Below are 12,981 nucleotides of genomic sequence, written 5' to 3' on the forward strand. Positions count from 1 at the left end.
AAAGGCACTTGTAGCTTGTAACCCGTATCTTGTCACTCTGAGAGTTTCAACTCTCAGAATCGGGAACCGGCACCTCCGCCACCTCCCATACCTCCACCGAAGCTGCCTCCGCTGAAGCCACCGCCTCCGCCGCCGCCGAAGCCTCCGCCACCGCCAAAGATGACCGGACCTCCTCCGCCACCTCCGCGATAGTTTTCATCATACGACTGTTTGCGGCGTACTATCTTGTGTCCGCAGTTGCGGCAAGTGTAGGTAACATCTTCCGTTTTTACTCCGTTGATCCGGGAAACCACTTTACTGCTGGTGCGTTGCAATTTGTGCTGTCCGCAGTTGGGGCATTTGCTTGCGGCACGTGCCGCCATCCAACCGATTCCTCCGGCAACAACAAAGAATCCGATAACTGCTGCCAGAATGCCGAAGAAGGAAATGTCTTCTTCATCATCTGTATCATTCACCATGCTACCGTCCAGTCTGCCGCATACGGCACGCACACCGGCAACCATACCTGCATCCCAGTTACCATCTTTCAGATAAGGAATCATGTCGCGTGTCTGGATACGTTTACAGATGGCATCGGGCAGATCTCCTTCCAGTCCATAACCTGTATAGAACTGGATGCAGCGCTGATCGGTCACCAGAAGAATGACCAGACCATTATTCTTTCCTTTCTTTCCTACACCCCATTCATTGAGCAGGCGGTGCGCAAAGTCAAAGCAATCATCATTGCCGATAGACGGAACCACGGCAACTACTGTCTCAATGCCGGTTTGTTGTTCCAATGCATACAACATACGGTCGATGCTGTCGCAGGCAGCCTGAGAGAGGATGCCGTCCGGATTGCAGACATAGCGCATTTTGTTCTGAAGATGTACTTTGGGAATATTGTCTGTAGTATAGACCTTCTGTGCCTGCACGGATAACAGCAGGCATAGGAATAAACTTATGGAGATTAATCTTTTCATACTAATATATTTGTGGGACGAATATAGGAAAAATCACATCAATAGATGTATTTACCTACAAAATTCTTCACACGTTCGGTGTATTCCTCCGGGTGATCCTTGTAGGACATGGCGTGTGTGGCACCGGGGGCAAGCCACAATTCTTTAGGTTCCGATTTTGCCTCGTAGAGAGGATATACCATCCAGGTGGGTACGTATGTATCTGCATCGCCATGAATGAAGAACATCGGCAGTTTGCATTTCCTGACCTGATTCAGCGAAGAAGCTTCCTTGAAGTTCCAGCCGTATTTCGCGTTGCACAGCCAGCTGGTGGTGTACATCAACGGGAACGGAGGCAGTCCGAACTGTCCCTTCAACTCGTAGGAAAATTCATCCCATACGCTGGTATAACCGCAATCTTCCACAAAACATTTCACAAAAGGTTGTTGGGGCTCACCGGATACCATCATAGTGGTGGCGGCACCCATAGAGATGCCATGTACTACCATCTGGGTATTTCCGCCGTAAATATCGTTGGCAATGTCCATCCAGCGCAATACGTCCAGCCGGTCTTTCCAACCCATTTGAATGGCAGGGCCTCCGCTTAATCCCTGATTCTGCAGGTCGGGCAGCAGAATGTTATACTTTAAATCTTTGTTGTAAAGGTAACCTATCATCAGCATACGGATGCAATCGTCCGTATAACCATGCACGATGACGGCTGTTTTGTGGGTAGGTTCGGGGGCGGCTGCGTAAATGGCATGCAGTTGCACCCCGTCAGGGTTGATAATAAAGGTATCCCGTAAAGCACCGACAGTTTGCAAACTATCTATCCAAGGCTTGATTTGCGGATACTCGCTGAGCATATACTCGTAGGAGCCGGGAATATCTTTCCCTTTGTTGTGCTCCGGTCTCAGCGAGTAGCCGAGCATGTAGAAACTCGCACCTATGAGGGCAATAATGATAGCTGTTAACAGTCCGAGCAGACTGTACTTGATACCTTTCTTCATCTTTCCTTCCTTTCACTCTATTTGTTCCATATTTCCCATGCGGCAAATGCTTGCAATAACAGCATTTCCAGTCCGTTTTTAGTAACGGCGCCGTGAGCCTCTCCCTTTTTCATGAAAAGGGTTTCATTGGGATTATATAACAAATCGTAGAGTAAATGGTTGGGAGTTAATTGATCATAAGGAATATCCGGACAGAAATCCACCTTAGGATACATGCCTACAGGTGTACAGTTTACGATAATAGTATATTCCTGCATGATCTCCGGTGTCAGTTCGTCATAAGTGAGGTAAGACGATTCCTTTTTTGTACGCGATACGAATACGCTTTCGATGCCCAGATTGGCCAGTCCGCGATAGACGGCTTTGGATGCACCGCCTGTACCCAGAATCAGCGCCTTCTTGTGATGGGCTTGCAGTAAAGGCTCAATGGACTGTGTAAAACCTATGATATCCGAGTTATAGCCGACAAGCTTTACTTTTCCCTTCGGCTGGCGGATGATTTTGATGACGTTCACTGCGCCGATCTTTGCGGTATCTTTGTCCAGTTCGTCAAGAAAGGGGATGACCTGCTCCTTGTACGGGATGGTCACATTAAGTCCGCAGAGGTTGGAATTCTCCTCTATGACTTCCATAAAGTCATTGATGTTGGGTATTTCAAAGTTTACATATTCGGCGTCGATATTCTCCGATTTGAACTTTTCATTGAAATATCCGATGGAAAACGAATGTCTCAGCGGATAGCCTATTAAACCGTATTTCTGCATAATTCTCTTAGTGTGCTATGTCAATAATCATTTCATTTAGTCGCAGTATAAAGAGTGCATATACCGAATGTCAGTCTGCGGAAATTAACCTGACTGAAACCTGCTCTGCGAATAACTTCCTGCATCACTTCGCCTTGCGGGAAAGCACGGATGCTTTGGGGCAGGTAGGTGTAAGCACTATTGTCTTTTGACAGGCATTTGCCAAGCAGGGGGATGACTACTTTGGAGTAGATGGTGAAAAGTTGTTTCATCGGAAAACGGTCCGGTGTGGAGAGTTCCAGAATGACGAGATGTCCTCCGGTTTTCAGCACGCGGCACATTTCCGCCAACCCTTTGTCCAACCCTTCGAAGTTGCGGATACCGAACGCTACGGTTACAGCATCGAACGTGTCATCGGCAAATGAGAGAGAGGTGCAGTCCTCCCGGGCAAAGGATATTTTGTCCGAGAGGTGCGCCTGTTTTACTTTATTACGTCCCACGTCCATCATTCCCTCTGAGATGTCGGTGCCTATCAGTTCGTCAGGCTGCAACTCGCGGCAGGCAAGAATGGCAAAGTCACCTGTACCGGTGGCCACGTCCATGATGCGCTTCGGTTGGAAAGGCTTTAACCAATTGATCGCTTTCCGGCGCCAACTGCGGTCGATGCCTAATGAAAGGGTATGGTTCAGCTTATCATAAGCAGGAGCAATGTTGTCGAACATTTCTTCTACCTGTTCACTCTTTTTTCCGTCCTTACCGTAGGGTTTGATATGTTCCTGGGGATAATCCATACTAACCGTTTATTACTTATTTAAGTATTCCGTTACGTTTTTCTCAATGCGTGAAGCAATGTTACTGGTATCTTCCTTCACGAATTGCTCTCCGGTGATATGCTCGTACAGTTCAATGTAACGCTCGCTGATGGATGCTACGATTTCGTCTGTCATTTCCGGAACTTGTTGTCCTTCCTTGCCTTGGAAACCATTGTCCATCAACCATTCGCGAACGAATTCTTTAGAAAGTTGTTTCTGGGCTTCGCCTTTTTCAAAGCGTTCCTGATAACCTTCAGAGTAGAAGTAGCGGCTGGAGTCCGGTGTGTGGATTTCGTCCATCAGGTAAATAGTACCGTTGTGTTTACCGAATTCATACTTCGTATCTACCAGAATCAGACCACGTTCTGCTGCGATCTCAGTTCCTCTTTTGAAGAGTGCCATGGTGTATTTCTCCAATACGGCATATTCTTCGGGAGTAGCCAGGCCTTTAGCAAGGATTTCTTCTTTTGAAATGTCTGCGTCGTGTTCACCGATTTCAGCTTTTGTAGTCGGGGTGATGATGGGTTCGGGGAATTTCTGGTTTTCCTTCATTCCTTCGGGCAACTTCACACCACAGATTTCGCGTACGCCGCTCTTGTAAGCACGCCATGCGCTACCGCAAAGATAACCGCGTACAATCATTTCGATGGGGAAACCTTCGCACATCACACCTACCGTTACCATCGGGTCGGGTGTAGCTGTCTTCCAGTTGGGACAGATATCAGTAGTAGCATCCAGGAATTTGGCTGCAATCTGATTCAGCATTTGGCCTTTAAAAGGAATGCCTTTCGGCAAAACAACGTCGAATGCGGAGATACGGTCGGTTGCTACCATAACCAGCTTTTCACCATTGATGTTATAAACATCGCGTACTTTTCCGTGGTACACACTTTTCTGTCCCGGAAAATTGAAATCAGTTTTTGTTAATGCTTTCATCATTGTTATATTTATGATTTGGATATTTTCTATGGTTTTCACCACAGAGTGGCACAGAGGCTCACAGAATTCTTTTCTGCTCTGTGAGACTCTGTGTTACCCCGTGGTGAGTTTTCTTTTTTCACGTTCGGCCTTGGTCTCCTTATCAAATTTCTCGTAGGCATCTACAATGCGGGTTACCAACTGGTGACGCACAATATCTTTCTTGTTCAGTTCCACAAAGCTGATGCCTTTCACACCTTTCAGGATGCGGAGTGCCTGTACCAGTCCCGAAGTCTGGGAAGAGGGCAGGTCGATCTGTGTCATATCTCCCGTTACAATCATCTTGGTGTTCATACCCATGCGGGTGAGGAACATCTTGATCTGCTGGGTAGTGGTGTTCTGCGCTTCATCCAGAATTACGACTGCATCATTCAACGTCCTTCCGCGCATAAAGGCGAGGGGAGCAATCTGAATGATGTTCAGTTCCATGTATTCTTTCAGCTTGGCAGCCGGAATCATATCCTGCAAGGCATCATACAACGGTTGCAGATACGGGTCTATCTTATCCTTCATGTCACCGGGCAGGAATCCAAGCTTCTCACCGGCTTCCACGGCGGGGCGACTGAGGATGATTTTCTTGATCTCTTTATTTTTGAGGGCACGTACGGCAAGGGCAATGGCAGTATACGTCTTTCCCGAACCGGCAGGACCTATGGCAAATACCATGTCGTTCTTGGCGAAACCTTCTACCAGTTTAAGCTGATTTTCACTGCGGGGGATGATCGGTTTGCCTGTCACGCTGAATACGATGACGTTACCCGACTTTTCTGCTTGCGGTGCATTTCCTTTGATGATGTCGATGATCACCTCTTCTTTCAATGAGTTGTATTCGGCGCAGTATTTTTCCAGTTTGGTAATGTTTTCTTCGAATGCGCACATCTCTTCTTCATCTCCCAACACTTTGATGACATTGCCGCGTGCAACAATGCGCAGTTTGGGGTACAAAGCTTTTATCAACTGCATATTGGCGTTATTCACACCGTAAAAGATAACCGGGTCGATATCCTCAAGAACAATCAGTTTTTCTATCATTGAATTGTTTATAAGTTCATGTCGTTTTATAGGTAAAACAGTTGCAAATTTAGTGAAACGTTTGGATACTTAGCTGGTTCCGGCTGTTTTTTTTGTTGCAGGCTTCACTATGACACCTTTTCCATTCTTGTTGCAGTGAATACACTCTTTGCGGAGTGTTCTTTCTTTGAAATCGAAAATGAGATTGGGGTTGAAATGCTGTCCGTTGATGCGGGTTTCAAAATGAAGGTGTTCGGTACTGGCCCGTCCGGTACGTCCGGTCAGTGCGATGGGTTGTCCGGCCTTTACGACGTCACCGCTCTGAACAAGATTCTTAAAATTATGACTGTATATCGTTTCCAATCCCGAAGAATGGCGCACAACGATTACGTTACCGTAAGCACTGTAAGGCTTAGACATACGTACAATGCCATCGAAAGCACTGCGTATCGTGTCTTTGGCGCAAGTCTTGATATCAATACCCGAGTGACGGCCGCCACCTCGCCCGTAAGGGGAAATCACTTTCCCTCCGGGAAGCGGAAAGCAATAGGCGGTATCAGGTATTTGCTCCAGATGCAATTCTAACAAGTTTTCGTTATCGAAAAGTCCCGGTGTAGTAACCCGGATATGATTGATTTCCATTTGCGAGAAACTTGGTTTCTCTTCAGGCGGAGTATAAGCCAGTGCGAATGATAGTAGCAGAAAGAATATGTTCATGATTAAAGGTTCTTCTTGTTATTCAAAATAGATAATTTCTCCTCCATTCGAAGAAGTATATTTTTTCAATAACTCCTGTATCATCTCGGCTGCTTCACGCAGGCCTTCCTGTCCACTGTAACCATTGACGATGGCAAGGATATGCTGGGTGCCTAAATCCATTTTAGTACGTTCGTTGTCGCTGGTAGGAGTACCGATACCGCCTACGGCATCGCGATAGACCGGAAGTCCTTCGATGTTCAGCACACCCCGTCCGATACCTTCGAATGGTTCTTCGGCGCGTCCAACTCCCAGTTTGAGGTCAGTGCCCTGTATCTTGTCCGCATCGAAACCACCGATGGAATAACCGGTGCGCAGGGATACCAGATTAATCAGGTCAACCAATGTATCTATTTGGTAAAGGGCAATTCCGCGCATCAAACGGCGGCGCAAGGCTTCGGCAGAAGGACGGTAACGGCTGGGGTCTTTACCGCAACGTTTATAAGCCTCGCGGGTAGCTGCAATGGCGGGTTGCAGTTTGATGTCCTCCGGCTGGGTAGTGGAAGTCAGTTCCCGAGTGAAAGTGTTGATTTCTTCCCAAAGCCCTTCGCAAAAGGCTGTATTGGTAACTTCTGCATAGACGGCTGCACCTTTGAAGATGGGGCAGGCATTTTTTATTTCTTCTGATACGGTGATCTGGTACATAAACTAAAACTGCTATTTAAACTCTTCATGTAAAATAAAAATAAGATAATCACTCCGCAACTGATGGCAGCATCCGCTAAATTGAATACCGGACTGAAGAATACAAAATTGTCCCCTCCTATAAATGGCATCCAGCTTGGCCAGTTAAACTCAAAAAGAGGAAAGTAGAACATATCGACCACTTTCCCATGCAGCCAACCGGTATATCCTTCCCCTATAGGTACGAAAGTAGAAATCTCGGCGGGTGTACTCTTACTGAAAATAACGCCATAGAATATGCTGTCGATGATATTCCCGATAGCTCCTGCCAGTATCAACGAAACACATGCAATATAACCACGCTTATATTTAGCTTTAATAAGTATGACGATATACCATCCAATCGCGATGGCAAATATGGTGCGGGCAATAGTCTGAATGGCTTTAGGCACTATCTGCATACCGAAAGCCATACCGGGATTTTCTATAAAGCGAAGATAAAACCAATCCGTGATATGAATGCTTTCATTATAAAACATATTCGTTTTAACTTCGATCTTTATGACTTGGTCAAGAATCAAAATTCCCAGTACAATGAGAATCGATAGCTGTCCTTTGGACAAAATATTCTTCATATTAAAAAAGTTATGGTTTTGTGTCTACTATCATAATTCCCGATAGTATACGTCCTGATTTAATCCCCAGCCGTCTTGCCGAGAAAAATTCTTCATGCCTCATATAGGTGCAAATACCTGATGTTTCTATTTGCTCGCCGGGTACACCGAAGTCGAGCAACTGCATCCGGTTCGCAGCCCACAGGTCGATATGATGCTTATGTGTTTCCGGTTTCCATTCTGATATATAATCCATTGCAAAACCGTTCATGCGGAAAGCTTCGTACACTTCTTCGCCCACTTCAAAAGAAGGTAAGGATATGCCGGGGCCGATACAAGCGATTACATCTTTTCCATCGGTTCCATAGAGTGCCCGCATCCTGTCGAGAGTGTGTCCGGCTATGTAATTCACCGTTCCCCGCCAACCCGCATGGGCGGCGGCTACCACTTGGTTCTTGCGATCATACAACAGGATAGGAACACAGTCAGCCGTAGAAATACAAATGCAGCAACCCCGTTTCTTGGTGATTAGTGCATCCACTCCTTTCAGCATGGCCGTGCGCTCGTCAGATGTGGCATTGAGATACTTTTCATCAATCACCTCCACCTTTGTACCATGTGTTTGGAACGGAATGACTAATTCTTTAGGGTGTTGAGGCATGGAGTTACAGAGTAGTTCCTGATTGCGACGGACAGATTCCGCATCATCCCCCGTGTAAGGCGTACAGTTGAAAGAGGCATAATCTCCTTTGCTGAAACCTCCCCGGCGGGTAGTTGCGAAACAAAAAATGTTGGAGTACGGTGTCATGACCCCGTATCCCAACATTCGTTTATCTTCTGTCAGAGCAATCATTACTTGTCATCCTCCCAGTCCTCTTCCTCATACTCAAAGTCTTCCAGTTCTTCTACATCCTCGTCATCTTCCACATATTCATAGCTGAGGTCTTCATCCTCACCCATGTCTTTCAACTCTTGCTGGAGTTTGTTTACATCCTTCGGACGGTGAACGATAGCTTCTATTTTATTGCTATCCTTATTCAATTCTTCCCAAAGAATGTCTTTAAGTACGGAAAGTCCCATGCCGGTAATGGAAGAAATGAATACATGCGGAACGTTTGCAGGGAGTGTAGGCTCTATTTCGTCCATCAATTCCTGATCGAGCATATCGCTCTTGGTGATGGCAAGTACCCGTTGTTTGTCCAGCATTTCAGGATTGAAAGTGCTCAGCTCATTCAACAGGATTTCATATTCCTTCCGGATATCGTCGCTATCGGCAGGCACCATGAAGAGCAACAGAGAGTTACGCTCGATGTGCCGCAGAAAGCGCAATCCCAACCCTTTTCCGGCACTGGCTCCTTCAATGATACCGGGGATGTCCGCCATGACAAACGACTTGCTGTCACGGTAAGAAACAATACCCAGGTTGGGTTCCAATGTGGTGAAAGGATAGTTGGCTATCTTGGGCTTAGCGGCAGATACGGAAGCAAGCAAGGTTGATTTTCCGGCATTCGGGAAGCCTACCAGACCTACGTCTGCCAGAAGTTTCAGCTCCATGATTACTGTCATTTCCTGCATCGGTTCGCCCGGTTGTGCAAAGCGAGGTGCCTGACGGGTGGCTGTCTTGAAGTGCCAGTTACCCAGTCCGCCGCGTCCGCCTTTCAGCAGGACTACTTCCTGTCCATGCTCGGTGACGTCACAGATATATTCACCTGTTTCGGCATTGTATACTACTGTGCCACAGGGAACTTCAATAATCTTATCTTCTCCATCCTTACCAAAACTGCGGTTCTTGGAACCGGATTCTCCATGTCCGGCCAGTGCATGGCGGTCGTAGCGCAAATGCAACAGCGTCCAGTAGTTACGGTTACCGCGCAGGATGATGTGACCTCCTCGTCCTCCGTCACCTCCGTCGGGGCCGCCATTGGGTATGTATTTCTCACGCCTCATGTGCGTAGAGCCTCGTCCGCCCTTTCCGGAGCGGCAATATATTTTTACGTAGTCAACAAAGTTTGATTCAGCCATTTCTTTCCTTACGATTGATTTTAAAATACTTATTTTCTTTTTCGATGCAAAAGTAACGATTCTCTAGGACTACCTCAAACTTTTTTATTCCTTTTTGCTTGCTAACTCTGGTTTCGTCTAAACCCTGTCAGGCTGAAAGCCTTTGAAAATATGATAGGGAAGGTTGTATGCATGTTTAATTTTCCATACAGCTTATGCTATCGGAGCATACAAAAGAATAACAAAGCGCAATAATACCATGAAAATGATAATATCGCGCTTCTAAATTATGATTGTGTAGCTTTACTTTGCAGCGTCAATCGCAGCGCAAACATCAGCAAAGATATCTTCCAATGCACCTTGTCCTTTGATGTGTTGGTATTGTCCTTCCTGCTTGTACCAGTCAATCAGCGGAGAAGTCTGTGAATGATAAACATGAAGGCGTTTCTTGATAGTCTCTTCGTTGTCATCGGCACGACCGGAATCCTTACCACGTTTGATGAGGCGGACCATCAGTTCGTCTTCAGGTACATCCAGGTCAAGCATAACGCTTACTCCCTGATTTCTTTCAGCAAGCATTTTCTTCAGAGCTTCTGCCTGTGCAATCGTACGGGGGAAACCGTCGAAGATTACACCTTTGCTGTCTTCAAAGCTGTCGAATACACTTGCAAGGATATCAATCATCAGTTCGTCAGGGATCAACTGGCCTTGATCGATATAATTTTTAGCTGTTTTGCCCAGTTCTGTGCCGTTCTTGATTTCTGCACGCAACACGTCACCGGTTGAGATGTGGTTAATACCGTACTTTTCTACGATTTTCTCACTTTGTGTTCCCTTGCCTGAACCGGGAGCACCGAAAATTACAATGTTCAACATTTGTGATTTACAATTTAACTGTTACTTATATTATACCTAATTCAAAATTCTTTTCTACAAATCATGTCTTTGACCTTATTCGTGTAGCCTTACTTCGTACCATGTCCGTACATACCCCGTGCCTGTTCCGTATCCTCTCCGTACTTGCTCCGTACCTTCTCCGTATAAAGGTACTTTTATACGAAGGAGGTACAGACCGGGTACGGACCAGACACGGCTCGGGTATGGTTCTGATCCTTTTAATCTACCACTGTATAAATGTCCGCATAATTACGCCCGAAACCGTCATAATCCAATCCATAACCTACGATGAAGTCATTTGGAATTTCCATGGCTACGTATTCTATATTCAAATCTACTTTCAACTTATCGGGTTTCACCAGTAACGAAGCGATGTGGATTTCTTTTGGGTTACGTGTACCCAGCGTGTCCAACAGACGTTGCATAGTCAGACCAGTATCTACAATATCTTCCACAATCACTACCGTGCGATCTGTCAGATCTTCGGTAATACCGATCACTTCCTTGATAACTCCGGTAGAGGACACCCCCTGATAAGAAGCCAGTTTCACGAAAGAAATCTCGCAGGGAATAGTAATGTTTTTCATTAGATCAGCAGTAAACATAAACGAGCCGTTCAGGACGCTGAGAAACAGAGGATTTTTACCAGCCAGATCGCGATTGATTTCATTTGCAACGCGGGTTACTTCTTTCAGAATGTCCTGTTCCTTGATGGAAACAGTGAACTTTTTGTCTTTTATTTGTATGGTGTCCATAAGGGATAGATTTTTAAAATTGGCACAAAAATACGATTTTTATTCTACTCCATGCATCATCTTCTGTAATTTCTTTGAGAGCAGGAAGAGGATAAGAGAGGCTACACCGGACATGATAACGAATACCATAAAGAAGTCGAACATGGTTTCAATGCGGAATCCGAGCAGGGTTTTCACCTTTCCGTCTTCGGGATAAAGGCCGCCTAAAGTACCTGCAAATTTATTGGCTGTAGAGGTGGAAAGATACCAGATTCCCATCATGAGAGAGGCAAAACGGACAGGGGTGAGTTTGTTTACCATGGATAAACCAATAGGGGAGAGGGCTATTTCTCCCATAGTATGGATGAAATAAAGTCCGGTTAGCCAGATAAGGCTGACTTTTACACCGGGCTGTACATCTTTCACGCCGAAACAAATGACTAAATATCCCAGTGAGAGCAGCAACAAACCAATAGCTTGTTTGGTGGGGGAAGCCGGCTCCATGCCTCGTTTGTTCAACGTACCCCATACACTGGGCATAATGGCTGCCAGTATAACTACGAAGAACGGATTGAAAGATTGTATCCAGGAGGCGGGCATTTCCCAACCGAGGATTGTACGGTCGGTTTGCTCGGCAGCAAAAAGGGTGAGTGAAGCACCTGCTTGTTCGTAGGCTGCCCAGAAGAATATAACGAAGAAAGCGATAATGTAAATAACGAAGATACGGTCACGCTCTATCTTTGTCAGAGAACCATCCAACAGAATGCTGACGGGGAAGATGATACAGGCTGTGAATATCCCTATACTGACCCAATCGTTGCCGAAACACCAGTAGAAAAATAGGGCAAGGGCAATGGTCAGTGCTCCGAGAAGCAAATTGTTGCGCATCTTCTTATCTTTCTCTATGGCTGTTTGCTGAACTGTTTTATGTTCTTTCGGTTGCTCCCGTTTAGCGTCCGGAATAATGCCGAGCGGCTTTCCGTCAGGACCGATCAGATACTTGCTTTTTTGCGTTTCAAACAGAATTACCGTGAATACTGTAACGATTGCTGCAATCAGGAATCCCCATTTGAAATCATTGGGATCACCCGTTTCACCGAAGTAACCGCAAACCAGCGGGGCAAAGAAAGAACCCACATTTACACCCATATAAAATATAGTATAAGCAGAGTCTAAGCGTCTGTCTCCCGGTTCATAAAGTTGTCCGACCAATGACGAAACTGTAGGCTTAAAGCAGCCGTTTCCTAAAATCAAGAAGGTGAGTCCCCCATACATCAACCAGTGGGAAAGCTCTTTAGTATCCAGCATCGACGCACTGAAGAACATCAGGAACTGACCTACCGCCATCATCATGGCACCCCAGAAAACGGAACGCCGGATGCCCCAGTATTTATCAGCAATATATCCACCGATAAGCGGGGTGAGATAAACCAGTCCGGTATAGCTGCCATAAATAGAGGCGGCATGTTCCTTATCGAACAAGAGTGCCTGGGTTAGAAACAGGATGAAGATAGCACGCATACCGTAGTAGCTGAAACGTTCTGCCGTGCTGGTAGCAAAGACGAGGTAAAGACCTTTCGGGTGTTTGGATGTACTCATTATAGTATAGATATTTTCTTTATGGGAGGCAAAGTTATAGAATCTGATTAAAAAAACGTTTCTGTATTCAAATAAATTGTCTCTCTTTTGCGCTATAAGTGGAAAAAGTATATTTTTGCATACGAAGAGGATGAGAAAAAGATTTAGCAGGAAAGAGGTGCAGTCGCCTCGTAAGCTCAAGAGCTTTCTTAGAAAACAAATACTCTGGTATAAATACCACGATTTGTTTTAGTAAATACTCATCCTCTTCTTTTTTCATAC

At 45.8% G+C, this 12,981-nt stretch carries 15 protein-coding genes; all 15 read right to left on the minus strand.

Going from position 1 to position 12,981, the window contains the following annotated elements; translation table 11 throughout:
- Positions 1-53: 53 nt before the first annotated feature.
- Entirely contained in the window at positions 54-962 is a 909-nt protein-coding gene (locus VYM24_RS11320; protein ID WP_330942156.1) for a TPM domain-containing protein, read from the minus strand.
- A 38-nt stretch (positions 963-1,000) separates the two neighbouring features.
- The gene (locus VYM24_RS11325; protein ID WP_291551802.1) at positions 1,001-1,951 is read right to left on the minus strand and encodes an alpha/beta hydrolase; all 951 of its coding nucleotides are present in this window, start codon (positions 1,949-1,951) and stop codon (positions 1,001-1,003) included.
- A 17-nt stretch (positions 1,952-1,968) separates the two neighbouring features.
- Positions 1,969-2,715 (minus strand): shikimate dehydrogenase family protein, encoded by a 747-nt coding sequence (locus VYM24_RS11330; protein ID WP_291551800.1) that lies wholly within the window; start codon positions 2,713-2,715, stop codon positions 1,969-1,971.
- Positions 2,716-2,747: 32 nt separating this feature from the next.
- Positions 2,748-3,485, minus strand: coding sequence for a bifunctional demethylmenaquinone methyltransferase/2-methoxy-6-polyprenyl-1,4-benzoquinol methylase UbiE (gene ubiE / locus VYM24_RS11335; protein ID WP_291551797.1), 738 nt, complete (start codon positions 3,483-3,485; stop codon positions 2,748-2,750).
- A gap of 12 nt (positions 3,486-3,497) precedes the next feature.
- Positions 3,498-4,442: a phosphoribosylaminoimidazolesuccinocarboxamide synthase gene (locus tag VYM24_RS11340; protein ID WP_291551891.1), complete on the minus strand. Its 945-nt coding sequence runs from the start codon at positions 4,440-4,442 to the stop codon at positions 3,498-3,500.
- A 96-nt stretch (positions 4,443-4,538) separates the two neighbouring features.
- Positions 4,539-5,516 carry a PhoH family protein gene (locus VYM24_RS11345; RefSeq protein ID WP_007212570.1) on the minus strand — a complete coding sequence of 326 codons (978 nt, stop codon included), beginning with the start codon at positions 5,514-5,516 and terminating at the stop codon, positions 4,539-4,541.
- 69 nt (positions 5,517-5,585) lie between these two features.
- Positions 5,586-6,215, minus strand: a complete 630-nt coding sequence (locus VYM24_RS11350) for a M23 family metallopeptidase (RefSeq protein ID WP_425286661.1) — start codon at positions 6,213-6,215, stop codon at positions 5,586-5,588.
- A gap of 15 nt (positions 6,216-6,230) precedes the next feature.
- Positions 6,231-6,896: a B3/B4 domain-containing protein gene (locus VYM24_RS11355; protein ID WP_007212572.1), complete on the minus strand. Its 666-nt coding sequence runs from the start codon at positions 6,894-6,896 to the stop codon at positions 6,231-6,233.
- Positions 6,866-7,510, minus strand: a complete 645-nt coding sequence (locus VYM24_RS11360) for a lipoprotein signal peptidase (protein ID WP_217714128.1) — start codon at positions 7,508-7,510, stop codon at positions 6,866-6,868. The genes VYM24_RS11355 and VYM24_RS11360 overlap by 31 nt, the downstream gene beginning before the upstream one ends.
- Before the next feature lie 10 nt (positions 7,511-7,520).
- Positions 7,521-8,342 (minus strand): peptidoglycan editing factor PgeF, encoded by an 822-nt coding sequence (gene pgeF / locus VYM24_RS11365; RefSeq protein ID WP_330942157.1) that lies wholly within the window; start codon positions 8,340-8,342, stop codon positions 7,521-7,523.
- On the minus strand, positions 8,342-9,511 hold the full coding sequence (obgE, locus tag VYM24_RS11370) for a GTPase ObgE (RefSeq protein ID WP_299089267.1): 1,170 nt from the start codon (positions 9,509-9,511) through the stop codon (positions 8,342-8,344). The genes pgeF and obgE overlap by 1 nt, the downstream gene beginning before the upstream one ends.
- 282 nt (positions 9,512-9,793) lie before the next feature.
- Entirely contained in the window at positions 9,794-10,366 is a 573-nt protein-coding gene (locus VYM24_RS11375) for an adenylate kinase (RefSeq protein WP_330942158.1), read from the minus strand.
- A gap of 239 nt (positions 10,367-10,605) precedes the next feature.
- Positions 10,606-11,142, minus strand: coding sequence for a hypoxanthine phosphoribosyltransferase (gene hpt / locus VYM24_RS11380; protein ID WP_022209252.1), 537 nt, complete (start codon positions 11,140-11,142; stop codon positions 10,606-10,608).
- Between the two features lie 39 nt (positions 11,143-11,181).
- Entirely contained in the window at positions 11,182-12,720 is a 1,539-nt protein-coding gene (locus VYM24_RS11385) for a peptide MFS transporter (RefSeq protein WP_330942159.1), read from the minus strand.
- Between the two features lie 67 nt (positions 12,721-12,787).
- Entirely contained in the window at positions 12,788-12,979 is a 192-nt protein-coding gene (locus tag VYM24_RS11390) for a hypothetical protein (RefSeq protein ID WP_330942160.1), read from the minus strand.
- Positions 12,980-12,981 lie beyond the last annotated feature (2 nt).

Origin of the sequence: Bacteroides sp. MSB163, from assembly GCF_036416795.1 — a bacterium.
Taxonomy (GTDB): domain Bacteria; phylum Bacteroidota; class Bacteroidia; order Bacteroidales; family Bacteroidaceae; genus Bacteroides; species Bacteroides maternus.

What these genes read in the sequence shown, in the direction of transcription:
- VYM24_RS11320 (WP_330942156.1), bottom strand. Translation starts at nt 962, where the DNA reads ATGAAAAGATTAATCTCCATAAGTTTATTCCTATGCCTGCTGTTATCC.
- VYM24_RS11325 (WP_291551802.1), bottom strand. Translation starts at nt 1,951, where the DNA reads ATGAAGAAAGGTATCAAGTACAGTCTGCTCGGACTGTTAACAGCTATC.
- VYM24_RS11330 (WP_291551800.1), bottom strand. Translation starts at nt 2,715, where the DNA reads ATGCAGAAATACGGTTTAATAGGCTATCCGCTGAGACATTCGTTTTCC.
- ubiE (WP_291551797.1), bottom strand. Translation starts at nt 3,485, where the DNA reads ATGGATTATCCCCAGGAACATATCAAACCCTACGGTAAGGACGGAAAA.
- VYM24_RS11340 (WP_291551891.1), bottom strand. Translation starts at nt 4,442, where the DNA reads ATGAAAGCATTAACAAAAACTGATTTCAATTTTCCGGGACAGAAAAGT.
- VYM24_RS11345 (WP_007212570.1), bottom strand. Translation starts at nt 5,516, where the DNA reads ATGATAGAAAAACTGATTGTTCTTGAGGATATCGACCCGGTTATCTTT.
- VYM24_RS11355 (WP_007212572.1), bottom strand. Translation starts at nt 6,896, where the DNA reads ATGTACCAGATCACCGTATCAGAAGAAATAAAAAATGCCTGCCCCATC.
- VYM24_RS11360 (WP_217714128.1), bottom strand. Translation starts at nt 7,510, where the DNA reads ATGAAGAATATTTTGTCCAAAGGACAGCTATCGATTCTCATTGTACTG.
- pgeF (WP_330942157.1), bottom strand. Translation starts at nt 8,342, where the DNA reads ATGATTGCTCTGACAGAAGATAAACGAATGTTGGGATACGGGGTCATG.
- obgE (WP_299089267.1), bottom strand. Translation starts at nt 9,511, where the DNA reads ATGGCTGAATCAAACTTTGTTGACTACGTAAAAATATATTGCCGCTCC.
- VYM24_RS11375 (WP_330942158.1), bottom strand. Translation starts at nt 10,366, where the DNA reads ATGTTGAACATTGTAATTTTCGGTGCTCCCGGTTCAGGCAAGGGAACA.
- hpt (WP_022209252.1), bottom strand. Translation starts at nt 11,142, where the DNA reads ATGGACACCATACAAATAAAAGACAAAAAGTTCACTGTTTCCATCAAG.
- VYM24_RS11385 (WP_330942159.1), bottom strand. Translation starts at nt 12,720, where the DNA reads ATGAGTACATCCAAACACCCGAAAGGTCTTTACCTCGTCTTTGCTACC.
- VYM24_RS11390 (WP_330942160.1), bottom strand. Translation starts at nt 12,979, where the DNA reads ATGAAAAAAGAAGAGGATGAGTATTTACTAAAACAAATCGTGGTATTT.